This is a genomic window from Tolypothrix tenuis PCC 7101 (assembly GCF_963874875.1).
Lineage (GTDB): Bacteria > Cyanobacteriota > Cyanobacteriia > Cyanobacteriales > Nostocaceae > Aulosira > Aulosira tenue.
Window position 1 is genome coordinate 3,838,229 of the sequence record NZ_CAWNJS010000001.1, and the last position, 25,856, is coordinate 3,864,084.

The following is a 25,856-nucleotide window of genomic DNA, read 5'->3' on the forward strand; positions in this document are numbered from 1 at the left end:
GCAAGCCTGAATTCACTTATGCAATTTGTAATTTATTTGACTTAGCTTACTCATTTATACATTTCAATTTAGTAGTTATTAAAATTCATCCCGTATCATTTTAAATAATACTTGTTACTTGTATAAGTGTTTTATAATACATTTTTGAAATATCCTAGTTAAAACTTGAGGTCAATTCCAATTATGGAGTTAGGTAAATAGGCTAATTATGTTTATATATTTTTTCTATAAATACACTAGTTTTTGATAATAGATTGCAGATACATGAAACCAAAAAACTAATAAATTGAAGGCATTTATTCTCGACTGAGGAAATACTTACTGTTGATACATAATTCAATTTATAGTTTTGAAGTTTAAATTCACAGCATTACTAAAAAACCACTACATAAATAAATTAGCTGTGACAAATTACTGTGAGGATAAATATAATACTTTGTTTATTTCATAATTCCGACTTTAGACTTTAGCTTTTTTGTACTAGTCTATCTCAAGAGAGAGTTTGATAATCTTCATACCAGGGAAAGAGAAAATTAAAGTATTTTTTTAGATAAATTGCTGTTAACGTAATCAGCAAGAGACAATTATGGCTAACAATTTAGTAGATAATATCATTCCCGAACAGCCACCCATTGAACCACAATCTGATGCTCATGTTGTTAAAGCTCGTTTGGAATGGGGCGAACCTGCTTTTACAATACTAGATGTGCGCGATCGCGAATCTTTTAATGAAGGTCACATCTTGGGTGCAATGCCAATGCCCACAGATGAAGTTGTAGAAAGAGCTGCATCATCTATAGATAAAAGCCGTGATATTTATGTTTACGGTGCTAATGAAGAACAAAGTGCTCAAGCTGCACAATCTCTGCGTTCTGCTGGGTTTAAGCATGTATCTCAGCTAAAGGGCGGACTTGGTGCATGGAAGGCAATTGGCGGCCCAACCGAAGGTTCTATTGAAGCTATGACCCCTCCAGGTCGTGGTGACTATAACGTCGTATCTCGGTTAAAAGAACACACAGAAACCCAAACTAAAGACGTATAGTTTGAAATTTTTCATCAGTCATGAGTGGTTAGTTATTAACTAATCACTCATAAATTCCCTCTCTGCACCTACCCTGCAAAAATGTCTTTGACGAAGCAAAGAATGCAGAGACAAGTTAGTAGACTTCTTGCAGAAGTCTGGAATATGGGGAAAAGTTGTGTATCTTCCCCTTCCCCTTTAACCTTTTCCCTTTTCCCACCTCTGGCAAAAAGCACTTTTGCCAGAGGTATAGTTATTTGTTATCGTCGATATTCATCACCACAATCGCCAATTAACTGATATAAATCCCGTGACTGGCTAGACACTGCATCTATCTTATTTAAATCTTCCTCATCTAAGTTGAAACTAAATACTTTGGCGTTATCTTCTATATGCTCAGATATGCCCAGCCTCGCACCAACAATCACACCTCCGACAGATGGCTTATCTAAGATATAGCGTACTGCCACATTAGAAATACTGACTTTGTGTTTATCAGCAATAGATTTCAGAGTCGTAAGTAACTCTTGAAATAATTGCCAACCACCCCAAGCATCAATCATATTTTTATATTTTTTCAAGCTAACTGTGGTTAGATCAAATCCTCGGGGTTCTGTTTTACCTAAATACTTTTCTGACAGCCAGCCACCGCAAACTGTGCCGTAAGTAAATAATTTGATATCGTGCTGTTGACAAAACTCTATCATATTTACTTCCGGGCGACGGTCAACTAAAGAAAATTGTACTTGGTTAGAAACTATTTTGATCCCTGCTTCCACTATAATTTGCAGGTGTTCAGTATCAAAGTTAGTTAAAGCTAAATGCTTAATTTTGCCCTCAGTTTGCAGTTCTGCCATATATTTGAGTGCATCGAGGTAGTTTTTATCTTGATATTCCCACCAATGAAACTGCATTAAATCTAATGACTCCACATCCATCCGCCGGAGGGAAATATTAATATTGTCCTCGACGATTTTTTTGGTCATCTTACCAGGACGAGGCACCCACTTTGTGAAGGCTTGGATGTTAGCTAAAGCTTCTTTACCACGAGTAGCAATAATTTGTCGGCGGAATTCTCCAATTAAATCTTCGGCGGGGCCATAATGATCTGCTAAATCCCAAGTAGTAAAGCCTGCATCTATATATTTAAACATAGTTGCAATAGCGAATTTGGGATTTATGCGTCCATGTCCACCAGAAACTTGCCACATTCCATTTAGGATGCGACAGATATTTAAATTAGGGGTAAATTGCAGATAGCTTGTTGTTGGTAGAGTCACGTCGCTTCGCTCCAAATTCAAAATTCAAAATTCAAAATTAAAGACATTACGGATAAATCCGGGGGTTTTAATTAATGCTGTTTCACGTTTTTCCCTAAATGAATTTATGGGATTGTATCCTTGTTTTCTGAGGTCACTTGAGAAAGATGAATTATAAATTAACGCCAGTCTTTTGCAGATTGTTCTAAAACGTAAGCAGCAACATCTTGTATTTGCTCTGGGGTGAGGCGGTCTTTATAAGCTGACATATTATTTTTACCATTGGTAACAATGGATGATATTGCCTCTAGAGAATCCATACCATATTTCTTGAGAGCTTTTTTCTTTAAAGTCTTACCACGCCTAACGATATTACCACCGTTAATATGACACCCCACACAATGAACCTCGAATATTTGTGCGCCATTAACTAAATCTGCTGCATAAGCAGAGGATGTGAAAATACTTGTCAAGCTCAAACAAGTAATCAATAGCAACTTGATGAGTTTGTTTAATTGCTTTTTCATATAATCAACATCATTTTTTACTTATATATCAACTGGCATTTTATAAAGATTCAAAGTCTGAACTAAAGCCAACAAACTGCTGACATTCTTCTACAAAAGACTCAGCGTCGCTCACATCCTCAATTTTGTATACCATAATGCGCTGACCATCTGGCATTTTTTTAGAAGTAATGCAATCACCAGAATATTTATCTGCTAGTGCTTTAAATTCACTACCATAGATTTTCCATGCTTGACCAGAACAAGTGACATTTACTTTCCACATAAGAACTTTATTTGCGTATCAACAGATATTAATCATCTCACAAAAGGGAATTTGTGAAAAATACAGTCATTTTCTGTCTAAAGGAAGTGCCCGACTGCAAAAGGCTACACCATAATGTGAATAGAGGATGATATCTACAAAATTTTATCCAAATTAGCTAAATACCTAGAGTGGAAAATGCCTAACAATATCAAAGAGAAAATTCAAGCAGACTTGCAACAAGTTAAAGAAACTGGACAGCTAAGAAGCGATCGCATTAGAGAAATTGTTAAAGCCGCAGTTTCTCAAGTAAGTTCTGAGTTTAAGGCTGGTTCTATAGAACTGCGTACTATTGTCAAAGATGCGCTTTCGGCTGTCATTGAAACTTTCCAAGAAAGAGGTAGTGAAATCAAAGAAGAAGTGACAGCTTCTATTGAAGGTGTATTGGAAGGCGTTAATAGCAGCAGACATGAAAACATCGCTAAAACCCAGACAGAAATTAAAAAGCTACAGTCTCAACTAGATAGTGAAGAAGAACAACTGCAAAAAGATGTTGATGTAATTTTGGCTGAGATTGAAGAGACTGGTAAGGAAACTTCTACTAGTACAAAAACCGTCCTTGATTCTGTCATTGATGGGATTAAAGATAGTGAAGAAGCAGCTTTGCTCAAGAAGCGCTATGCTCAACTGCAAGCACAACTGGCTATTGTGAGAGCTAATTTAGCTGCACGCTACGGCGGACGCTCAGAAGAAGTGAAAGATTACTTGGAAGACGCAAAGCATTGGTATAATCAAGCTCGTCCCCAAGCAGAAAATATTGCTACTCAAGTCGAACAGAAGCGATCGCAGCTCGATGATAAACTGGGCGAAGCTGGAAGTGCGATCGCGAAGAAGGAACGTCAGCTAAAACAGGCTTTAAGAGAGTTGCTGCTAGCGGCGGCGGAATTATTTAAGGACAAAGATAATACTGCTGATAAGCACAAACTCCCCCCTGCTTAATACCTTTGCTTGTTTTCCATAATAGATAAATATCCCTGGCTTATTAAATAAGTTGGGGATATTGTTTTATGTGTGGAAAAAATTTTAGTAATGCACTGCATTATCTAAGCTGTGTCAGTTCACTACATATAACGCAATACGCTTGGGTTAAGCTCATTAGTGATTGATTTGTCACTTAATTACAAAAGCCAGATAAATTGGGGGATTCTCCCCCAAACCCCCGATTGGGTGACGGTTGCGTCCCCCAAACCCCCTCCAAAATTATTGTTCGGTTTTGTTGTTGAGTAATTAGTTTTTGGTTTTGTGATCAATTAATTTTCTGGCGTTGCATATTTGCGGGATGAATTCAGACTTCTGGAAAAAGCTAAAAGTCTATTGTTTGCAACTTTGCGCCTACTCTGCGAGAACGACTTCTCTACGAGACGCTGCGCGAACGTCGAATGCGTGAGACACAAATCATCCCATCAATCAGCAACGCCAATTTTCTTAACCCAAGCGTATTGACATATAACAGAACCCCGACTTTTTCAAAAAGGCGGGGTTCTGGGCAACAACTTTTGTTTAATTGAAATTAGATAAACAAAAAAATAGGGTGGGGACTGCCACCCTATTATACTTTGATTGAGAGGAGAAATTCGATGAAACCCTGATACCGTAGCCCGAAAATCAAAAATTAAAAGTCACAATTTAAAAAGGCTTTGATTTGGGAATTGATGACTGTTCTAAATAGGAGCTTTTATTTCTGGCTGAACTGTGTTTAACTACAAAGTTAATTTAACCAGTGTCATTTTGAATAATGGATATGTAAATTGGTAATGGTAATTACTTGTCGAGAATTAGTTAATACTCATTACCAATTTAGCGTTGTTAGTAGATGCCATCCTGTCTGTTAAATTGCTCATTATGCTTGGCAATCACCCAAACTGCATGAATACTACCGGGAAGCCAACCTAGCAATGTGAGCAAGATGTTAATGAGCAGAGTTGGGCCAATACCAACTTCTAGAAAAACTCCTACAGGGGGTAACAACAGACCAAGAAGTAAGCGTGTTAATTTCATGGGTTTGATTCTAATGTTTGATGTGGGTTACTTGCATTTCTACGATTGTCATCGAATTATTAAATCTACTTACGGAATTAAATTAATTCGACAACTGCTAATTGATAGCGAAGTATTAGAGCAGTAGTATTTCTACTGTAACGACTTATTAGCTGGAAGGTAATTCTCCCTTGTTATTTGCAGTTCCACTACCCAAAGCCAGGTTCTTTTCTGCAAAGTAGTTGTTAATGAAGGTGTTAGCAAAAGATAGAATTACTGGCCCCAAAATAAAAGCGAGAATTCCGTGAGCAGAAAAGCCAGGAACTAAGGCTGCTGCTATAGCGAAACAAATGCCGTTAACTACTAGCGAAAAAGCACCAAAGCTTAAGAAATTAAGCGGCATAGATAAGGTAGAAAGTACTGGCTTGACTGAGCCATTAATCAAACCAATCACTAATGCTGCAATGATTGCAGCGGGAAAATTAGCAATATTAACGCCTGGTACAACTAAATCTACTATTAATAGACTCAAAGCTGTTGCTATTGCTGTTAAAAATGGCCCTAACATTGTTTTTACCTCAGAAACAGTTGATTGAGCGTGTGAACTTCATGTCACTATCATGTACTAATCAAGCTGTTGGTACATCAATAAGAGGATAGATTCTTGTTCTATCGTTTGGATGAAAAATTCGGCTGTAATTTTATCATTTGATTGTTTTCTGCTAAAATCTTTGATTAGGGTGGAGTATTATATATAATTTAATTTATAAAGAAAAACTTAAATTCTGACAATTAATTTATATCTGAAGCTCTCAGTATTTAGTTTATAAATAAACACCAAAAAAAATATCAAAATATTTAATTAAAAGAATTATTGCTTATAGTAAAGCGAAGATTTATATAAAACTTGTTCTTGATGGGTTTCGAGAGTGCAATCAGAGGTGGGATAAGTCACGCAGGTAACAATATAGCCAGCTTGTATTTCCTGGGGACGCAGAAATTTCTGCTCACTTTGATCGACTTCCCCACTAATGAGTTTGGCAACACAGGCAGAACATTCGCCTTGCTTACAACCAGATGGTAAGCGAATACTATTGTCTTCTGCTATGTCGAGAATATATTGATCATCTGGTACTTGAATAGTGCGGTCTAACCCTATTGTCGAGTTGATCAGTCGAACTTGATAAACTGCCATCTGTGATTCCCCATACTGTTATTTTGGCTCTTGGAGGCAGAAAATCCTCTCTTGTGCTGCTTTAATAATAAAATATGGCACCTTAAACCCTTAAACTTAAATAATTGGCGGTGCGTTGCGCTGTGCGACAACGCACCCTACGACTAGCTTTGTCTTACGGCTTTCATCGACAAACTAATTCGCTTCAATTTTTCATTGACTTCTAGTACTCTAACTTTCACAACTTGTCCGACTTTGACAATCTTTTTGGGATCGTCAACAAATCTATCAGCCAGTTGGGAGATGTGGACTAAGCCATCTTGATGTACGCCGATATCTACAAATGCGCCAAAGTTGGCGACATTGGTGATGATACCTTCTAATTCCATTCCCTCTTGTAAATCTTTGATTTCTGTAATTCCTTCTTTGAAGGTCGCATATTTAAACTCAGCACGAGGATCTCTACCGGGTTTTTCTAGTTCGCCGAGGATGTCGCGCAGGGTTGGTTCGCCTACAGTATCGGTAACGTATTTTTTCAGGTTAGCCTTTTGCAGTTTAGCGGCGATTTGAGTTACCTGATTTAATGGTACGTTGAGGTCAGATGCGATCGCTTCTACTACAGAGTAACTTTCTGGATGCACGGCTGTATTATCCAAGGGGTTTTCACCGTTGCGAATCCGCAGGAACCCGGCTGCTTGTTCAAAGGCTTTTGGCCCTAGTTTTGGCACTTTTAACAATTGACGGCGATTTTTAAAGGCTCCGTTCTCGTTGCGATAGGTGACAATATTATTGGCAACGGCTGGGGTAATTCCCGAGACAAAGGTTAAAAGTTCCTTAGAAGCCGTGTTTAAGTCTACACCGACATAGTTAACGCAGCTTTCTACAGTTTCATCTAACTTTTTCTTCAGCAACTTTTGGTCAACATCGTGCTGATATTGTCCTACACCAATGGATTTGGGATCAATTTTCACCAGTTCCGCCAAGGGATCTTGCAAACGCCGACCGATGCTAATAGCACCGCGTACGGTAACATCTAAATCGGGAAATTCTTCTAATGCCACTTTACTAGCAGAATATATAGATGCACCCGATTCATTGACCATAACTTTAATCGGTTTGCGTTCTAAAGTTTGCAGCACTTGGGAGACAAACTCTTCAGTCTCACGGGAAGCTGTACCATTCCCAATAGCAATTAATTCAATTTTGTACTTTTCAATCAGATTTTTGATAGTTTGTGCAGCTTTAGTCCGTTGTTCGGCTGCTTGATGGGGAAATACGGCTTGATATTCCAAAAATTTGCCTGTTTGGTTAATTACTGCTACTTTACACCCAGTTCTAAACCCAGGATCAATTGCTAAAGTTGGTTTCATCCCCGCAGGTGCAGATAATAGCAATTCCCGTAAATTCGTTTCAAAGGTTTTAATCGACTCAAAATCAGCGTAGGCTTTCTTTTCGGCTATTACTTCTCCCATTAAAGAAGTTTTCATTAAGCGATTAAATGCATCTTTAATCATCCCTTGGTAAAAATCACGGATAGCGCGGACTTTGGTTTTAATTTCCTGAGATTCGAGATAGGAAAGTACCACATCTTCATCAAAGGCGATTTCAAAATTTAATATTCCCTCGGCTTCACCCCGACACAAAGCCAAGATATTATGAGGTGCAATATTTTTCACCTTAGCTTGATAGTTGCGGTACATTTCAAATTTCGTTGTTCCCTCCGGATGTTCATTTTTAATCCGCGAAGAAAATACACCCGATTCTAATAAGTAATCCCGAATATATGCCCTTGATTCGGCTCTTTCGGCAACTTCCTCCGCTAAAATATCAGATGCGCCTTTGAGCGCTTCTTCCGCAGATTTTACGCCTTGAGTTTCCGAAATATATTTAGCTGCTTCTGTTTCTAAAGAAGCAGACACAGGATTTTTGACATTCAATGATTTAATAAATTCTGCCAGCGGTTCTAAACCTTTCTCTCTGGCGACAGTAGCGCGGGTGCGTCGCTTTTGTTTATATGGTAAGTATAAATCCTCAAGTTCTGTTTTTTGTAAACTAGAAGTAATCTGCGCTTTTAGTTCATCAGTGAGTTTACCTTGATTGGCGATCGCATTTAGAATTACCGCTTTTCTTTCTTCTAATTCTGTTAAGTATGTATACCTATCCGATAAATTACGCAATTGAACTTCATCCATTTCATCGGTGCGCTCTTTTCGGTAGCGTGCGATAAAAGGGATTGTTGCACCCTCTGCTAAAAGTTCCAGCGCATTTTGCACCTGATAAAGTTTAAGGTCTAGTTCAGTTGCCAGTAATTGAGGAATGTTCAGCATTGAGTGTCTAAATCAAAAACTTAAATTTTGTAGGTAATTATGCTATATCGTTCGGCAGATGCCAGCACAATAGCGTTAAGCTAATTTACCAGAAGATTATCAAATATGAATTTTTTACATGATTATTTTACATACTCTGTTGTAAGGTAATCCTACAGAGAGGTAAAATGAACCAAATTATCCCAACAGATTTAATCTGTTTATATCAACGTTACACCTTTGATTTCAGAGGTTAGGAAAAATGGCTTTGTTTTTTTTGGTTCCACTATGTACCGCTTTGATAACTGGCTATTTTGTTAAACAATCTACTGATGAAATAGCCTACATCGCTGGTGTATTTGGATTCATTTGTTTTATTTTGAGTTTGGTATTAGCACCTTGGCAAATCCAGCTATTACTGCTGATTGTAGTCCTGCTAGGTACTAACAGGCTCTTATCTAAGCAATGATATGCTTACAGGATGCTATGGAAAAACAACATAGCTAATGAAACAAATTAATACATAAAACCGAAACAAATCTCTACTTAATAAAAGTCGCACAGCCTAGAAATTAATCTTTATTCCTTTGGGCTTAAAAATGCTGTGTATTGGTTTTGAGTGATTTGTCTTGTGTCCCACTGGTTGCCCTTTTCTTTATTGAGGATGGGGTTAAATTTTGTGTGGGCACTTTTTTGTTTGCACTTGTTTCCTTAACTGCAAGTGCCACAAATTTATCATACCTAAATATTAGTGTTATGCCAAGCTAGTAATTAATAATTCGTAATTTGTAATATTCGCCAAAGCAGAAGCAGCAAGCTGCGTAAAAGGGGCTAAGGAGAGAGATTTTCTCACCCTGATTTGTAAATAATCATATAATTGTCTAAGTATAAAAATAGGGAAAGATGCAGCTTGAATTAGATTAAGGGATATTAATAGATAAAATCCTGGTATAAATATCCTAATTAACCCAAAATTATCCATGATTATCAATAAAAGTAAATTATGAACGGCTGAGAGTGTGGGAATCCAGATGCTGCTAACATCACTTCCTACACCAGAATTCATACATCAATATTTCTCTTTCCTTTGTAGGGAAAGAATTGAGTAATAGTCCAATCAGCAATTACCAATCACCAATTACCCATTACCTGCATCGATGAGGCTACTTGAGGAAAAAATATGACAGCGCACATCCTTTTAGTTGAAGATGAAGTTAAGCTGGCGCGATTTGTTGAATTGGAATTGAATAGTGAAGGATATCAGGTAAGCGTAGCCAATGATGGTATCCTCGGCTTGACCTTGGCAAGAGACTTGTCGCCGGATTTAGCAATTCTTGATTGGATGCTACCAGGGCTTACGGGTTTAGAAATCTGTCGTCGTTTACGCGCCACTGGTAACTCAATGCCGGTGATCTTGTTGACAGCCAAAGACGAAGTTAGCGATCGCGTAGCTGGTTTAGATGCTGGTGCTGATGATTATGTAGTTAAACCATTTAGCATTGAAGAACTATTAGCGAGAATTCGCGCCCATCTCCGCCGTACCCAAGAAACAGATGAGGATATTTCCCAGTTTGAGGATTTAAGTTTAAACCGCCGCACTCGTCAAGTCTTTCGCGGTAAACGCGCAATTGAATTAACCGCCAAAGAATTTGACTTGTTAGAGTATCTGATGAGTCATCCCCGCCAGGTGTTTACAAGAGACCAAATTCTCGAGAAAGTTTGGGGTTACGATTTTATGGGAGATTCTAATATTATTGAAGTTTATATTCGCTATTTACGCCTGAAATTAGAAGAAAATAAGGAAAAACGCTTAATTCATACGGTGCGTGGTGTCGGTTACTCATTACGAGAGTAGAGAACAGCTAAATAGCCGCGATGAGAACTACATAAAGTTTTTAAGGAAAAGTTTAAAGGTTTTGTCTTGGTTTACTTTTCCTTTAAATTTCTGGTATGGATAATACCATTTTGAAAAAAGAACGCAACAGATGGGTAGGTAGGGGCAGGGCATCCACAATCTTTTGGCATATCAAATATCTTATTGGTGCCGTGCCTCTACAAAGAATTTATCTGTCGCAAATATTATTTGAATTGGTATAACAATTGCTGAGGCTGTAATTTGAGTGCGATCGCACTCTTAATTATCAAGCAAATACATAGCTCTATAGCTAGTTATGTGTTTGCATTACTAAAAACTCTCTTATTTGTAATCAAAACAAAGACAAAGGTACCTTTTATACATCTATTGCCAGGATATAACCCAAATTGTGAAATTTTACCCTTGAATGTCTGCATTGCATTTCAGAAATACTTTTGTAGCGGGTTACATTCTCAATAGTCTGCTTCAACGATAAAAGATGAAGTTTGTTAATAGTCTGTAACATTAAATAGTCGTAGCTAGTATGGCTTGAGAAGTTTGAAACAGCCTTCTGTTAAAGGTTTTCAATCTCAAATTGATATACCAAAGCCTAGACTCCATACAACTACTAGTATAAAATGTTTCCGTCATCTACCTTTAGGTTAGATAAAGTGTTCTTGATGTTGAAATGCAATACTTTATACAAAATTCACAGATAAATGTATGGTTTTTACAAAGGCTTTACGCCTGTCCGAGTTTTTACTTAAATAATGGAAGGGTATGCAAAAATCAGGTGGGCATCTGCATGTGATTGCTGAGTAATAACTTCTCAATTTGAGATTTCCCCCACGCTTGACAGCAGGGACAGGAAGACAGGATTTTGGATGATAGATTTTACAGCAAGTCTAAGCAGAAGCTACCTTTGCTTATAACTTTGCAACACAAGTTTTTTAGTTGAGCTACTTTGGTCTTAGGGAAATACCAACAGAAGCAAGTGGCGTTAAGATTAGGGTCTTTTACCATTTTTTAAATCTCAATCTTTCAATCCAAAATCTGTCTTGAAAAGGTTGCTAAATTCGGGAAACCCACGCAACTTTTCTGTATATATTTGGGTCACAGCATAACAACTCAGCAGATGAATGTTTACCAACTTCAAAAGAGCCTAATGTATGCAATTCATTAGGACATTTTGCAGATGGCAAAAACCTGATGCCAATCATTTTTGAATGGAGACTATTATGGCTTTTAAAACAATAGGGCTAGGATTAGCCTTAACTTGCGGCACCTTTGCTGTAGGTAGCACATTAGCACCAGCACAAGCAGCTTTTATTAATATCGTCGGAACTTCTAATTTTCTCAATGGAGGTCAAAATTCGCCAGCAACAGATACAATTTCTTTTTCCAATGGCAAAGTTGAGAGTTTCGGTGGTGCTCTTTTTTCGGGTTTAGCATTAAATTCAAAGGTTAATGTAGCCTCTGTTAACCTCGCTAATCCTACCAATATACAAGTAGATGGAGCAGAAACTAAAGCAAAGTATACAGGCACTTCCTCAAATCCGTTCCTAACATTTTTGGGTGATCCTGGTCTGACTTTTCAAATCAATAACTCATTTAGTGTTACCAGAACAAGAGACACAGATTTCAATACTACATCTGCAAAATTTAATTTCTTAGGAGCGTTTTACAAAAATGGTCAATTTCTAAGTAAAGGGATTGTGACTCCAAATGAAATTACTGGAAAGTCAGGTAGTTTCTCAATGACTATTGAGTCACAAGATGTACCAGAACCTTTCACAATTTTAGGCTCGGTAACAGCTTTAGGTATGGGAGTTGCGTTGAAGAAGAAGCAAATTCAAAAGCTGAAAAAAGAAAAGGTAACAGCTTAATTACTTAATTTCAAATTCTCTAATAATGAGTAATTGAAATTCAGAAAATCCCGAAACGCTTGTTATTTACGTGGATTATCATAGTTGCATCTCACCATTGCTCTACCCAAAGAAAGAATGCCACTTCTCTGTATTTCGTAAATTTGTAGTTTCATTGGAGATACTACTATCTTTGACGAATTTACGAAAGGCTGTAATCAGCAGGTGATTCAAGTACTTGATAGTTACAGGGTGTATTTTCTTCAAGATTCAATCAAGCCCTGAGACACAAGAAAATACATCAAGCCATTTCTAATTATTTACATAAGTTCCTATTTTTCACCAATTAATTATCTAACTATATGCAGCAATTAAAGTTTGATATTATCAGTGCTTTCCCGACTAATAATTAATCGCAAAATAGATAAACCCAAAATTATCAAGAATAACACTAGCCCAATTGTGCAAGCATAGCTAATTTCTAAATTAGTGAATGCTTGCTCATATAAATAGTAAACTATGGTTTTTGAGCTATTAAGTGGCCCTCCCTGGGTCATGATATATACTTCTTCAAATACTTTGGTGGCTGATATCGCAGAAATCACAGCTACCAAAGCTAAATATGGTTTCATTAAAGGTATCGTAATATCTAAATGTTTGCGAATACCATCAGAACCATCAATAGCTGCGGCTTCGTAGACATCACCCGGGATGGATTGCAACCCAGCTAAGTAAATTACCATGTAATAGCCTAGGCCTTTCCAAATAGTCACAGCCATTACACTTGCCAAAGAAATTGGGAGAATGCCAAAAAGTTTATTAGGGCTAGTTAACCAAGGAATTCCTTCGGGAAACATTCCCAAAGCTTTGAAAAATTGATTCAGTAAACCATTTTCTGCATAAAGCCATTTCCATGCTATGCCGGCAACAATCATGGAAATGACTACTGGTGTATAGTATGCAGCTCGAAACCAATTCATTCCCCTAAGTTTTTGATTAACTAAAATAGCTAACCCCAAAGGCGCAATTACCAGAATAGGCACTACACCGACAAGATAGAGAAAGGTATTGGTTAAAGTTTGCCAAAAAACGGTATCTTGCCACAGCTTGAGGAAGTTAGCAATACCTATCCATTGCGGTGGTTGGGAAATATCTTCATAACTAGTAAAACTTAAATAAAATGCTTGCAATGCAGGCCAAAAAACGGTTAACCCTAAAATTAGTAATGCGGGTAGCAAAAATAAATAAGGGGTTAGCCTCTGTTTGATTAACACCCAATCTTTAGATGACAATTGATTCATAGAAGGATAAGGATGAAGGAGAAATTAAAGGGCGGTTAGAAACTACGTCTATATAGGTAAAGCTAAGTTGGGTTTCAAATTCCCGAATGGCTAATTAATTGATCTCGCTAACGACGCTAATTCATATTACACGAGTCAGATTTCGGTTCAGATCAACACTGAGCACTACAGGGGGAAATGTCAGTGGCGCTTGGGAATCCTGATGAACTGTTAAACATTCATAACATTTGTAATACAAATGTAGTATAATGAAAATGTGATTGCTCTAAAGCCTGCTGGGAGTAGGCTGAAACTGTTTATTGCTTGAGCAAAAGGACATTTTTATGATTCCCCGAGAACGCATCCGCAATATTGGTATTTCTGCTCATATTGACTCTGGTAAAACTACATTATCAGAGAGAATTCTCTTCTATACAGGCAGAATCCACGCCATTGAGGAGGTGCGGGGAGGCGGCAAGGGTGCGACGATGGATTTTATGCCAGAGGAAAAATTACATGGCATTACGATTACCTCTGCCGCTACCACCTGTCAATGGCACGATACGCAAATCAACTTAATTGATACACCTGGACACGTGGATTTTACGATAGAAGTTGAGCGTGCTTTGCGGGTATTGGATGGGGCGGTAATGGTTCTGTGTGCTGTAGCGGGCGTACAGTCCCAGTCGATTACCGTCGATCGCCAGATGAAGCGATATCGTGTGCCGCGTATAGCATTTATCAACAAAATGGATCGCATTGGTGCTAATCCGTTTCGGGTGGTGCAAGCAATGCGCGATCGCTTGCAGTTAAATCCCTTGTTACTTCAGTATCCTATCGGTAGTGAAGACAAATTTCTGGGGGTTATTGACCTCATAGAAATGCAAGCTTCTTACTTTGAAGGTGAAAACGGGGAAGATTGGGTGAAAAAGCCAATTCCTGACGCACTGCTAGCAGAAGCGCAACAAGCCAGGGAAAAATTGCTTGATGCTTTGTCGCTATTCTCGGAAGCCATGACCGAGATGCTATTAGAAGGTAAAGAAGTTCCTCATGAACTGATTTGGCAAACCATTCGCCAAGCTACCTTGAGTTTGCAACTCACACCTGTACTTCTGGGTTCAGCATTCAAAAACAAAGGCGTGCAGAATTTGTTAGATGCGATCGCCCTTTACCTCCCATCTCCCATAGATAGGGAAGTCGTCAAAACGGTAGAGTCTGTCAACCTTTACCCCAATCCTGACGATCCCTTAGTGGCCTTGGCATTTAAACTAACTGTGGAGTCATTTGGACAGTTAACTTATACTCGAATTTATTCGGGAACTTTGAAACAAGGCGATACTGTATACAACTCCCGCACCGGACAACGAGTGCCAATTGGCCGCTTGGTGAGAATGCACGCTAACAAGCGCGAAGAAGTGAAATCTGCGGAAGCTGGCGATATTATCGCTCTATTGGGCGTAGATTGTGCCTCTGGCGATACCTTCTGTAGTGGCGAGCCACTGGTATCTTTAGAGAAAATGTTTGTACCAGACCCAGTAATTACACTGGCTGTAACACCCAAAAAACAAGAAGATAGCGATCGCCTTTCCAAAGCCCTCAACCGCTTCCAAAAAGAAGATCCAACGTTCAAACTCAGCATTGACCCAGAGTCAGGGGCAACTTTGATTTCTGGCATGGGTGAACTGCACCTAGAAATCTATCTAGAGCGCATTCAACGGGAGTATAACACTGAGGTATATGTTGGTACACCCGCAGTAGCATATCGCGAAACCATTGGGCAAAAAGCTCACTTCGATTACCGACTGAAAAAACAAACCGGGGGTTCTGGACAATTCGCCCATGTCACAGGCTGGATTGAACCGACAGATGAACCGTTTGTATTTGAAAGCAAGGTAGTTGGCGGGGTAATTCCCAAAGAATTTATTCCCGCTTGCGAGAAAGGTTTCCGCGAAGCCATGCAATCAGGCCGTTTGGAAGGTTATCCCGTGACAGGGATCAAAGTTGTGCTAGAGGGCGGTTCATTTCACCCCATAGACTCCTCCGAATTGGCATTCCGATCAGCATCCCATCAAGCCCTGGATGAAGCGATCACTAAAGCCAAGCCCTACATCCTCGAACCAATTATGTTGGTAGAGGTGGAAACACCCAACGAGTATTTAGGTAGAGTCCAGGGAGATCTCTCCTCCCGTCGAGGCTTGCTATTAGGTTCCGAAACCATGCAAGCATACTCCGTCATTCAGGCGGAAGTACCGCTAGTACGAATGTTTGGTTATTCTACAGATTTGCGATCGCAAACTGCGGGAATGGCAACTTTCACGATGGAATTTGCTTGTTATAGGCAAGCAAGTACGTAATCACTTTTAACTGTTGACTGTTGACTGTTTTACGGGCGGGTTTCATTTACACATCTCATGGTTAAAGGGTAAAGGTGAAAGGTTTTTCTTTCTCCCTTTCCCCTTTACCCTTTTCCCCTTAACCGACAAGTATTGCTTACTGTCCCAATTCTTTGATGTTATTCATCACTTGTTGGTACAAATCCTTGTTACCCTCACTTTGAAAAATATCTGCGGCTTGCTGTAAGTCTTTGAGTGCGCCTGGTTTATCGCCTTGGGCGGCGCGGGCGTTTCCGCGGTTGTTGTAAGCGGGGCCAAAGTTAGGATTGATGCGGATAGCTTGATTGTAGTCAGAGATTGCGCCCTGTTGGTCGCCCTTAGCAGCGCGGAGATTGCCACGATTATTGTAGGCGATCGCATATCTGGTATTGATGCGAATGGCTCGATCAAAATCTTCTAGCGCGCCGTTGCGATCGCCTGTGGTAGCACGAGCATTGCCACGATTATTATAAGCCTCCGCATAACTAGGAGCGAGACGAATGGCTTCGTTATAATCTGTGATCGCGCCTTTATTATCTCCGATTGAGGCTTTGGCATTAGCGCGGCTATTGTAGGCTTCGGCATCATTAGGATTAATCTTCAGCGCTTCGTTATAATCTGCGATCGCTTCTTGTTTCTTCCCCGTGTCAAATTTAGCCAGTCCCCGTGCTTTGAACGCTACACCATATTGGGGATTCAGGCTAATTGCTTGATCATAGGATGCGATCGCTGCTTCTGAGTTACCTTTAGCGTGTTGACTTTGTCCTTGAAGATAAAATTCCACTGCCTTTGATGTTTTGGCTGGGCGACGGCTGGGGGGAGTTACTCCAATTTCTGTTACTAATACATCACTATTTTTACTACAGGAAAGGTTAGTAATTGTACTCAATATTGACAACAAAGCTATGGTAAATGCTCTGCCTAACCTTGTCCACTCTCTATCAAATAATTGCAGTTTCATACGTCGTTTTAATCCGCCACCCTCCCTAAATTCATACTTACTTTTAGCTATATCTGGAAATAGTGATTAATTGTAAATGCATCTAGCAATCCCGTCTAATTTATGAATCTTACTTTTTTAATGTAGACGTGAAGCGCCAATAACGCCAAGTCAAGTCAGAGAAAGGCGATTACATAAATCATGAATAACTGCTATTTACTCTAGGTTTAGATACAAGATGAAGTATAAATTTGCAGCCCCAGCTTTCCGACTTATTTCATCCTTTTCTTGCGTAGATGTTACTAATATTTGCTGCCCTAGCACTCTATGCAGCATCATATTAGACCCAGAGTCACTGTTTACAGGCAAAAATAAAGTATAAAACTGTTATTTTTCCCGATTATCTATTTAGTTCTCGCTTGCACAAAGTTATGTTATACGCGGCGAGTCCTATTTTTGCCGCTTTTCATTATACGTTTTAAAGCTGATTAAATTAAAATTTTTATTGTTTTTACAAAATCTTTATCTATATAAAATTTTCAATTAGAGGGACGCATACACTTAAATTTAAGTGTATCTATGTGAATGAATTAAAATTTTGGATTCTGGATTTTGAATTTAGCATTAATTAGTTGCATATACCATTATCTGCCAGTAGCTTTTTGCTGTTGAAGTAACAGTTTTATTTGAAAATAGATGTAATTCCGGAATTTTTTAATCGCTCTCAGCCTCGCTTTCGGGGCTTTTTGGTATTAACCGCCAAGAGGTAGTTTCATCCACCTCTACAGAGAGTTGTTCTAAGTTTGTGCCTAAATCTTTTTGCAGTTTCTGAGTCAGGGGGATGGGAAAATCTAAATCAATCCCTGCGGTTTCTACGAGTCTCATAAGTTCAGTAAATGCCACTTTTACTGTTTTGCGCTCATATTTAGTCAGCTTGCAATATGATGTTTCCGAAACATTTTGTATCTGCATAGCTTTTTTAATGCGTTCTTGCAGATGCTCTAACTCAGAGTTTAATATGTGATGTTGCTGTTCAATTTCCGTATATCTAGCACCAAGTAATGCTAAATCTTCTGTAGCCGGATCGGGATTTGTTTGAAATTGTAACTCTAGTAATTTTAAATGTACTTGAGCAAGATATATACAATCTAAATACGCATAATCAATTTGTGCGTCAGTTAAAGGACGCTGTCCCCAATCGCTATTTTGCTCTTCTTTATCAATATTATTAAAAGCACAAAGTGCTGTAGCTAAAGTTTGCAGCTGATAGTTAGGTACTGGCAAAAGGTAGTAGGGAATTTTTTTAGCCATTTCTAAGGTACAAGTAACATTCTTAGCTTGCTTATTACCCAGAAGTTTCAAATCATAACTAGCATTATGAAATACCTTTTCAATACTAGGATTGAGCATAATACTGTCAATAAATTCCCCGACTATCTCCGGTTTGCCTAGAACATCCAAAAGATAAACGCGATCGCCACTCATATCTGAGGGATCATCTAAAACCTGAATCAGCGAGAGTTTCGGTTGACGACTTTTATAATCAGCGACTTCTGTATCAATCCAGAGAGTTTTAGCGTTGGTATATTTAGTAATAATGGCATAAATGTCCCTGGCGTAAGTAAGGTAGGGCATGGGCTAAAATTTCCTCGGATTGGCTGATACTTCAGTTACAATAATGGATTTTTGGGGCATTGGTAATTGGAATGCCTTTTATTTTCCAATACGGCTTAGTTAAGCTGATTAGCGATTGATTTGTCACTTATTAAACAAGCCAGAAGAATTGGGGGATTCTCCCCCAAACCCCCGATTGGGTGACGGTTGCGTCCCCCAAACCCCCTCCAAAATTATTGTTCTGTTTTTTTGTTGAGTAACTAGTTTTTTGGTTTTGTTATCAATTAATTTTGTTAACTGAATTGTATTTTCTTGTTTTCAGCTTTTCCCCTCATCTCCCTCATCTCCCTCATCTCCCTCATCTCCCTCATCTCCCTCATCTCCCTCATCTCCCCACACCGATATTTACTGGGTAGTCTCTAGAACCGTCCGCCGCAACTCTGGGAAAACCTTAGATACTTTACCCAGCACATAATCACCATAGGTTCCTTGAAAGTCATGAACGCTAGACTGATCCCAACGTTCTGTGCGATCGTCTTTGGTTATTACCCCATCTAGGGGAATTGGCTTTACCTCAACATCAAAGTTGGGATCGAAAAAGAAAGGGAACGAAAGGCGATCGCATCCTGAAATATTCTGTACGCGATGAGGCGTTGAACGATACAAACCTCTAGTCATGCGATCGAGCATATCGCCAATATTGCAGACAAAGGAACCGGGGATTGGCGGCGCAGCTACCCAGCGCGATCGCGATTTCACTTGCAATCCGCCGGAATTATCCTGTTTGAGGATAGTTAAAACGCCGTAGTCTGTATGTTCGCCCACACCCCAGCGATTTTTACCATCAGCAGGTGACAAATCTGGGGGATAGTTAAAAATCCGAAATAAGGTGAGGGGATCTGATGTATAACGTTCAGCAAAATAAGATGCTTCTAGCCTTAAGCTAAGAGCAATACTAGCCATTAAAATGTGCCCCAGTTGCGTCATCGCCTCCATATATTCCAGCACGGTTTCGCGGAATAAAGGGATATTCTCAGGGAAGAGATTAGCGCCATGCATAGGGGTATTGGCTTGTACGAGTGGGTGATCGTTTCCTAGTTCTGCACCAAAGTAAATACCTTCCTTAATATCAGGCTTACCCGATGTCAGTTCGCCCCCAACTGGGAAATATCCCCGCCAAGCTTTACCACCCAAAGCCATAGGAATTGCCATTTTAGTTGCTAAATCCTGGGCAAAAAACTGGCGGCTGAGTTGTTCTAGCCTTTGCTGCAAGCCTTCATCTACACCATGTCCCACAATATAGAAAAATCCGCATTCACGACAAGCTTGCCCAATTTCCGATGCCACTTTTAGGCGATCGCCTTTTCCCGAAACCAAGGCGCTAATATCAATTAGCGGCACTTGTGAAAATCCTTCATCCACAACTTGTAAGCTATTCATGCTACGATCCTCCTCGTTGTGTGCGGTGTATAACACTCACATCACAAGAATTATGACCAATTATTTACCTGTGTATCAATCAAAAATCTAATATTGAATGATTCGAGCTATTCTGTTTGATTTAGATGGAACTTTATTAGATAGAGATGCTTCTATCAAACATTTTATTACTCATCAATATGACCGTTTTCCGGCGGAATTAGATAAAATTGCCAAAAAAGATTATATTAGTAGATTTATCGAATTAGATTGCCGTGGGTACGTTTGGAAAGATAAAGTTTACCAAACTCTTGTTAGAGAATTTGGCATTGAAGCGATTTCATGGGCAGATTTGCTTGAGGATTATGAAATAAATTTCATGCATTCTTGTATACCTTTTGTCAACCTGCTAGAGACACTAGAAGCTCTCACTAAAGCAGGATATTTATTAGGAATTATTACTAATGGTCTTGGCAAGTTTCAGCAGCGTACCATTCAAGGTTTAGGCATTGAAAAATATTTTCAAACAATCTTAATTTCAGAATTTGAAGGAATTCGCAAACCGGATGCAGAAATATTTCTGCGTGCTTTACGTAACTTAAGTATACTACCAAATGAAAGCGTATTTATCGGAGATCATCCTCAAACAGATGTGATGGGAGCTAAGAGGATGGGGATGAAAAGTATTTGGAAGAGAGACTTAGGATGGCAAGCACCAGAACATCCGGATGCAATTATTGATAATTTAAGCGAATTGCCTGGGATCGTTGCTTCTTGGTAAATAAAAGATATCCATGCTGGTATCTTAGAGAGAAAATTTGAGTAATGTAAATTTGTAAATCCTAAATATTTTTCCATAACTTGTATTTATTAATATAAAAAGAAAATATATTTGCTACTACTGATTGAGCAGCATAAATTAGAGATATAGCAATCCTAAATTATCAAAACCAGATTCATTCCCCACTTTAAAATAGTTAGGCTTCTAAATAATTGCTTTTTTATAACTTAGGGAATATTGCTATATCATCCTCAAAATGCAACACACTTTATGAATGCACATATTACTACCAACCAAATCGACTGGAATCCTATTCTTAGCCGCATGAACTATGCTGCAGGTCAAAGTTTACCAACTTATACCGGAGACTTGAAAGCCGCATTACTCAATCATGCTGGACTGACAAGTCATCCCAAGGGTGAGGAAGCGTATCAGCTAGCCAGAGAAATGGCTCGACTGACGACCTTCTGCGATCCAGAAATTGTGTATTGGTTTTCTCGGCTTGTATCTCTGATGAATGATTAAAATCTGGGTGTTGGGACGCTAGCTGAAAAATGAGCATGGGGCATAAAAAGACAGATTTTTATGCTAGATTGTGCCAAAACTGGGCGTGAATGGCTGACTTGACAACGGTAATCCAATTTTGGATGGGAAATTACAATACTAATGGTTCAATAGGCACACCGTAGAAAGTGCTAGATGATGCTATAATTATGCGATTTAACACTTAATCTGCGATCGCTGTTTGGTGTATAAAAATCTTAATATATTTTTTATTCAACGAAAAATACTGACACCGCTAAGGTTTTGATTAGGCGCGTCAACAGTCTTAAGAATTAATTCTAGGTAGTTCCGGAAATTGGGTGGAAATTACAGAAAAAGTAGATTAGGACTACTTACGAAGTAACCAGCTCATGACCCACCACATGATCGGTAAAGTACTACAAAGGCGTTACCAAATCGTTCAAAGCCTAGGTGCAGGAGTATTTGGACAAACCTATATTGCCGTAGACATAGATTACCCCGAAAACCCTAAGTGCGTTGTTAAACAGCTCAAAGTGAGCAATTGTCAACCTAGTTACCTGGATGACTTAAGGTTACGTTTTCTCACGGAAACCGAAACTCTCAAGCGTTTGGAATGTCACGACCAAATTCCCCAACTCATTGCTTGCTTTGAAGAACACGAACGTTTCTATTTAGTGCAAGAGTTTATTGAAGGACATTCATTAACTGAAGAACTACCCATCAATAAAAAATGTGGTGAGATTTGGAGTGAAGCCCAAGTTGTCGAGTTTTTAGAAGATGTTTTAGGAATTTTGGATTTTGTTCACTCTCAGGGAGTGATACATTGCGATATCAAACCAGAAAATTTAATTAGGCGCGCTGCTGATGGCAAATTAGTACTGATTGACTTTGGTTCCATCCAGCCAGTTGATTTTGGTGAAGATACAGAATTACCTATTCAGAATGTTCCGGTTACTTCTTTGGGTTATATCCCACCAGAGCAATTTATTGGTCAAACACAGCCTAATAGCGATATTTATTCTTTAGGTATAATTGCCATCCAAGCTTTAACCGGAATGGCACCATTACAATTTAAATTAGATCCTTATACAAATGAGATTATTTGGCATACTCCGCAAACACAAGTTAACGATTATTTAGCTGCTATTCTCAGCCAAATGATCCGCTACGATTACGAAGACCGCTTCCAATCTGCGGGTGAGGTACTGCAAATCATCCAAGAAATGCGGTGGGAAAATGAGTTACCCCAACTAGAAGCACTATATAGTCTGTCTCTACCACCCGAAGAACCTAGTGATAGCAATATCGTCGCAACTCCTGTTCCACCGCAGAAGTCTGCACCATTACTCACAGGAATGAGAGTTGGTTTGGCGGCTAATTCTGTATTGCTGGGATTGGGTGTATATTCATTATTTACAACTTCTCCAGCCTACTCCGATAAAGAAACTTTATATAAAGCGACAGAAGAATATCAATCGGGAGATTTAGAAGAAGCGATCGCACTCGTTAAATCAATTCCCACCCAAAGTAAAATTTATCCAGAAGCTCAAGCCACAGTTGAAGAATGGCAACAGCAATGGCAAGTAGCTGCTGAACAATACCAATTTGCAGAAACCGCCTTCCAAGCTGGTAGATGGTCAGATGTTTTAGCGATCGCGCCTAAAGTTCCTGATATTTTATATTGGCAATCTAAAACAGATAAACTAGTGCAGCAGGCACAAGTCAACATAGAAGCACAAACGCAAGATTTATTAGCTAAAGCTTACGCAAGCGCAAATAATAGAGATTTTTCTACTGCTATCACCTATCTGCGTCAAATTCCTCAAGAAAGTGCTGCTGGTGCGATCGTGCAGAAAAAATTGGCTGAGTACGATAAAAAGCAGCAAATTCGAGCTACTTACTTTTTACAAAAAGCTTACAACAAAGCCTCTGCTGGTCAATTTGATGATGCGGTCAAATTCCTGCAAAAGGTTCCAAAAAATACTACTGTTTACGCGCAAGCTCAAATGAAACTCAATGAGTATGCTCAAAAGCAACGTCTGCGCGGTCCAAGTAGTAAAGTAGCTGTATCAAAAGTAAATTCAGCTTCTAGAAAAACACAAGCTGACACCCGTTACTACTCAGCTAGTAAGATTGACAATTTATATTAGTCAATACCCCAAGCTACACGTGCAAAATTCTTTAAATCTCAATAAGGGCGCACATCTGTGCGCCCTTATTGCTGTGTTAATACATGGCTTTCTGAATTTTGAATTGATACTACTGTTTTGGTGCGAGAGGATTAGGAATAGTAATGATGGGAATAACTAGAGGTTTTGATTTTTCCGCTTGCAGTTGATTTTGTGCTTGCTTGCTGGCTTCAATGGCTTGTTGATAGTCTGGCTTGTATTTGATGGCTTGTGCATAAGCTGCGATCGCATCTTGGTAGCGTTTCAAGTTTACTAGGGCATTGCCTTTGCTATACCAGCTTTCGTAATAATCTGGTTTGTAACGAACTGCGCGATTATAAGATGCGATCGCATCTTCGTATTTCTGTAAGTTAAATTGCGAATTGCCTAAGTTATACCAAACTTGGTAATCGTTACGCCGCAAAGAAATGGCTTTATTATAAGAATCAATTGCTTGTTGATAGCGTTGGCTTTGATGTAGTGCCCAACCCCTACTATACCACGCTTGGAAATTTCCGGGATTAGATTTAATGACTTGATCAAATGATTCTACTGCTTCTGGATAACGCCGCAAACTCATGAGAATATTGCTTCTCGATAACCAGGCTTGATAATAATCAGATTTATATTGTACTGCCCGATCATAGTCTTTTAAAGCATCTTCGTAGCGTCCTACATTTACTAAAGAATTGCCGCGATTATAGTGGAATGAGGCATCATCTGGCTTTAATTCTAAGGCTTTATCGTATGCCGTAATTGCATCATCATAGCGTTTTAAATTATGCAAGGCTAAACCCTTATTTTCCCAAGCAATCTCATAATTTTTTTGAATTTCAATTGATTTATCGTAAGCTTTGATGGCGTTATCATATTGTTTTAAACTACTCAAAGCTTCACCTTTAGCATTCCAAATTTCGGGTGAGTTGCCTTCTAGTTGTAAGGCTTTGTCAAAAGAGGCGATCGCTTCTTGGTAACGCTGTAAATTTGCTAATGCCAAACCTCTAGCGCTCCAAGCTTCTACATAATCTGGCAAAATCTGGATAGCTTTATCATAAGCTGTTAGTGCTTCTTTATATTGCTTTAATTCTGCTAAAGTTTTACCTTTACCATACCACCCTTGAGGGTAAAGTGGTCTAATATCAACAGCTTTATCATATACAGCTAATGCATCTTGATAGCGTTGTAAATCATATAATGTATTACCTTGTTTATATAATTCTGTAGCGTTATTTGTATGAATACCATCAATAATAAATATCCCAATTGCCCCACTGACACCTAAAATAAATGTAGCTGCTAAAATCTTGTGCAGAATTTCTTTTTTTAATTGAGGATTGGGCAAATTTTTAAACGGCAAGGCTGGAATTAAAGCAACTGTTTTAGCCGCAGGTTGTGTTAAATCTTTGAGTGCTTGTAATGCTTCTGTTGCAGAATTGTAGCGCTGCCGGAAATCATAACAGACCATTTTGTTTAAAACTTGGGCGAACTCTGGCGATACTTTAGTATGACTTTGCCAGATAATTTCATTAGTATCAGCATCCTTTTCTAATTGTTCTGGTGGTAATCCAGTTAAAGCTTGTAGAGCGACTATTCCTACCGCATATATATCACTGCTATATTTAGGATTTCCTTGTGCTTGTTCCCCTGGTAGATATCCCGGAGTACCAATAGCAACGGTAGATTTAGTATGTCCTTGTGGTGTAATTACTTGTGAGGAAATTTGTTTAACTGCACCAAAGTCGATTAACACTAATTTCCTATCTGATTTGCGGCGCAGTAAATTATAGGGATTGACATCGCGGTGAATTACATTTTGTTGATGAACAAACTTTAAAATTTCGAGAATCTCCATCAACAAAGAAATTACCTCAGTTTGAGTCAGAATTTTCCCTGGTGTTAATTCCTGACTGAGATTGTGTCCTTCAATAAATTCCTGTACGAGATAGAATTCTGCATTTTCCTCAAAGTATGCTAAAAGTTGAGGAATACAATCATGAGTACCTAATTTATACAGAACTTGAGCTTCTGTATCAAATAAACGTCTAGCCGTTTCTAAAGTTACTGGATCGTTGGCCTGAGGCTTGAGTTTTTTGACAACACATTGAGGAGATCCCGGCAATTGAGTATCACAAGCAACAAAGGTTTCCCCGAACCCCCCACCACCCAAGTGGCTAATAATTTGGTATCTTCCTACAAGTGTGTTTCCCAGCATCAGGTTTGCCTAGTTAAGTGCAATATTATCTGATTTCAATATTGGCACAGGGGAACCGGATGGGTGTTGGGGAGATGGGGATTGGGGACTGGGGACTGGGGATTAGGAAGACGGGGGAGATGAGGAAGATGAGGGACATAAAATAATTTTCATTGCCAAGTATATAAATGAGACTGAAATTTTTACTCAGCACTCAGGACTCAGCACTTTCAAGTCGAGGAAGTAGAGGAGAAATTCCCATTACCAATTACCAATTA

21 protein-coding genes are annotated in these 25,856 nt (G+C 38.9%); 8 read left to right on the plus strand and 13 right to left on the minus strand.

Annotated features, from left to right (window positions below; all coding sequences use genetic code 11):
* Window positions 1-586: 586 nt before the first annotated feature.
* Window positions 587-1,042, plus strand: a complete 456-nt coding sequence (locus AACU25_RS15670) for a rhodanese-like domain-containing protein (protein WP_096577091.1) — start codon at window positions 587-589, stop codon at window positions 1,040-1,042.
* 239 nt (window positions 1,043-1,281) lie between these two features.
* Here the strand turns inward: AACU25_RS15670 and AACU25_RS15675 are convergent, their stop codons facing one another.
* The 3 genes from AACU25_RS15675 to AACU25_RS15685 all read right to left on the minus strand — a co-directional run bounded on the left by AACU25_RS15675 (window position 1,282) and on the right by AACU25_RS15685 (window position 3,072).
* A complete protein-coding gene (locus AACU25_RS15675) occupies window positions 1,282-2,301 on the minus strand; it encodes an aldo/keto reductase (protein WP_096577092.1) in 1,020 nt (339 codons plus the stop codon).
* Window positions 2,302-2,459: 158 nt separating this feature from the next.
* Window positions 2,460-2,807: a cytochrome c6 PetJ gene (petJ, locus tag AACU25_RS15680; RefSeq protein WP_096577093.1), complete on the minus strand. Its 348-nt coding sequence runs from the start codon at window positions 2,805-2,807 to the stop codon at window positions 2,460-2,462.
* Between the two features lie 40 nt (window positions 2,808-2,847).
* Window positions 2,848-3,072 carry a hypothetical protein gene (locus AACU25_RS15685; RefSeq protein WP_096577094.1) on the minus strand — a complete coding sequence of 75 codons (225 nt, stop codon included), beginning with the start codon at window positions 3,070-3,072 and terminating at the stop codon, window positions 2,848-2,850.
* 177 nt (window positions 3,073-3,249) lie between these two features.
* On the opposite strand from AACU25_RS15685, the gene AACU25_RS15690 reads away from it, so the two are divergent.
* On the plus strand, window positions 3,250-4,050 hold the full coding sequence (locus AACU25_RS15690; protein WP_096577095.1) for a histidine kinase: 801 nt from the start codon (window positions 3,250-3,252) through the stop codon (window positions 4,048-4,050).
* An 867-nt stretch (window positions 4,051-4,917) separates the two neighbouring features.
* Here the strand turns inward: AACU25_RS15690 and AACU25_RS15695 are convergent.
* The 5 genes from AACU25_RS15695 to AACU25_RS15715 form a co-directional block, all read right to left on the minus strand.
* Window positions 4,918-5,109 carry a YqaE/Pmp3 family membrane protein gene (locus AACU25_RS15695; RefSeq protein WP_096577096.1) on the minus strand — a complete coding sequence of 64 codons (192 nt, stop codon included), beginning with the start codon at window positions 5,107-5,109 and terminating at the stop codon, window positions 4,918-4,920.
* A 148-nt stretch (window positions 5,110-5,257) separates the two neighbouring features.
* On the minus strand, window positions 5,258-5,656 hold the full coding sequence (locus tag AACU25_RS15700; RefSeq protein ID WP_096577097.1) for a phage holin family protein: 399 nt from the start codon (window positions 5,654-5,656) through the stop codon (window positions 5,258-5,260).
* A gap of 303 nt (window positions 5,657-5,959) precedes the next feature.
* Window positions 5,960-6,283, minus strand: coding sequence for a 2Fe-2S iron-sulfur cluster-binding protein (locus tag AACU25_RS15705; protein WP_096577098.1), 324 nt, complete (start codon window positions 6,281-6,283; stop codon window positions 5,960-5,962).
* 143 nt (window positions 6,284-6,426) lie between these two features.
* The gene (locus AACU25_RS15710) at window positions 6,427-8,589 is read right to left on the minus strand and encodes a Tex family protein (RefSeq protein WP_096577099.1); all 2,163 of its coding nucleotides are present in this window, start codon (window positions 8,587-8,589) and stop codon (window positions 6,427-6,429) included.
* 733 nt (window positions 8,590-9,322) lie between these two features.
* Window positions 9,323-9,634: a hypothetical protein gene (locus AACU25_RS15715; protein ID WP_096577100.1), complete on the minus strand. Its 312-nt coding sequence runs from the start codon at window positions 9,632-9,634 to the stop codon at window positions 9,323-9,325.
* 114 nt (window positions 9,635-9,748) lie between these two features.
* On the opposite strand from AACU25_RS15715, the gene AACU25_RS15720 reads away from it, so the two are divergent.
* Entirely contained in the window at window positions 9,749-10,423 is a 675-nt protein-coding gene (locus AACU25_RS15720) for a response regulator transcription factor (protein WP_096577102.1), read from the plus strand.
* Window positions 10,424-11,661: 1,238 nt separating this feature from the next.
* A complete protein-coding gene (locus AACU25_RS15725) occupies window positions 11,662-12,309 on the plus strand; it encodes a PEP-CTERM sorting domain-containing protein (RefSeq protein WP_190445693.1) in 648 nt (215 codons plus the stop codon).
* A gap of 350 nt (window positions 12,310-12,659) precedes the next feature.
* Here AACU25_RS15725 and AACU25_RS15730 read toward each other — a convergent pair whose 3' ends face one another.
* Window positions 12,660-13,589: a carbohydrate ABC transporter permease gene (locus AACU25_RS15730; RefSeq protein WP_096577106.1), complete on the minus strand. Its 930-nt coding sequence runs from the start codon at window positions 13,587-13,589 to the stop codon at window positions 12,660-12,662.
* 323 nt (window positions 13,590-13,912) lie between these two features.
* Between AACU25_RS15730 and fusA the strand changes: the two genes are divergently transcribed.
* Window positions 13,913-15,922: an elongation factor G gene (gene fusA / locus AACU25_RS15735; protein WP_096577108.1), complete on the plus strand. Its 2,010-nt coding sequence runs from the start codon at window positions 13,913-13,915 to the stop codon at window positions 15,920-15,922.
* Between the two features lie 136 nt (window positions 15,923-16,058).
* On the opposite strand, the gene AACU25_RS15740 is transcribed toward fusA, so the two are convergent.
* The 3 genes from AACU25_RS15740 to AACU25_RS15750 form a co-directional block, all read right to left on the minus strand.
* Window positions 16,059-16,901, minus strand: a complete 843-nt coding sequence (locus AACU25_RS15740) for a tetratricopeptide repeat protein (RefSeq protein WP_096577110.1) — start codon at window positions 16,899-16,901, stop codon at window positions 16,059-16,061.
* Between the two features lie 693 nt (window positions 16,902-17,594).
* Entirely contained in the window at window positions 17,595-18,515 is a 921-nt protein-coding gene (locus AACU25_RS15745) for a ribonuclease D (RefSeq protein ID WP_096577112.1), read from the minus strand.
* A gap of 384 nt (window positions 18,516-18,899) precedes the next feature.
* The gene (locus tag AACU25_RS15750) at window positions 18,900-19,934 is read right to left on the minus strand and encodes an isopenicillin N synthase family dioxygenase (RefSeq protein ID WP_096577114.1); all 1,035 of its coding nucleotides are present in this window, start codon (window positions 19,932-19,934) and stop codon (window positions 18,900-18,902) included.
* Between the two features lie 97 nt (window positions 19,935-20,031).
* Here AACU25_RS15750 and AACU25_RS15755 point away from each other — a divergent pair, with 97 nt between their 5' ends.
* The 3 genes from AACU25_RS15755 (at window position 20,032) to AACU25_RS15765 (ending at window position 23,369) form a co-directional block, all read left to right on the plus strand.
* On the plus strand, window positions 20,032-20,694 hold the full coding sequence (locus AACU25_RS15755) for an HAD family hydrolase (RefSeq protein ID WP_096577116.1): 663 nt from the start codon (window positions 20,032-20,034) through the stop codon (window positions 20,692-20,694).
* A 270-nt stretch (window positions 20,695-20,964) separates the two neighbouring features.
* A complete protein-coding gene (locus AACU25_RS15760; protein WP_096577118.1) occupies window positions 20,965-21,219 on the plus strand; it encodes a hypothetical protein in 255 nt (84 codons plus the stop codon).
* 389 nt (window positions 21,220-21,608) lie between these two features.
* Window positions 21,609-23,369 carry a serine/threonine-protein kinase gene (locus tag AACU25_RS15765; protein WP_096577120.1) on the plus strand — a complete coding sequence of 587 codons (1,761 nt, stop codon included), beginning with the start codon at window positions 21,609-21,611 and terminating at the stop codon, window positions 23,367-23,369.
* Window positions 23,370-23,478: 109 nt separating this feature from the next.
* Here the strand turns inward: AACU25_RS15765 and AACU25_RS15770 are convergent, their stop codons facing one another.
* Entirely contained in the window at window positions 23,479-25,599 is a 2,121-nt protein-coding gene (locus tag AACU25_RS15770) for a serine/threonine-protein kinase (RefSeq protein WP_096577122.1), read from the minus strand.
* Between the last annotated feature and the right edge of the window lie 257 nt (window positions 25,600-25,856).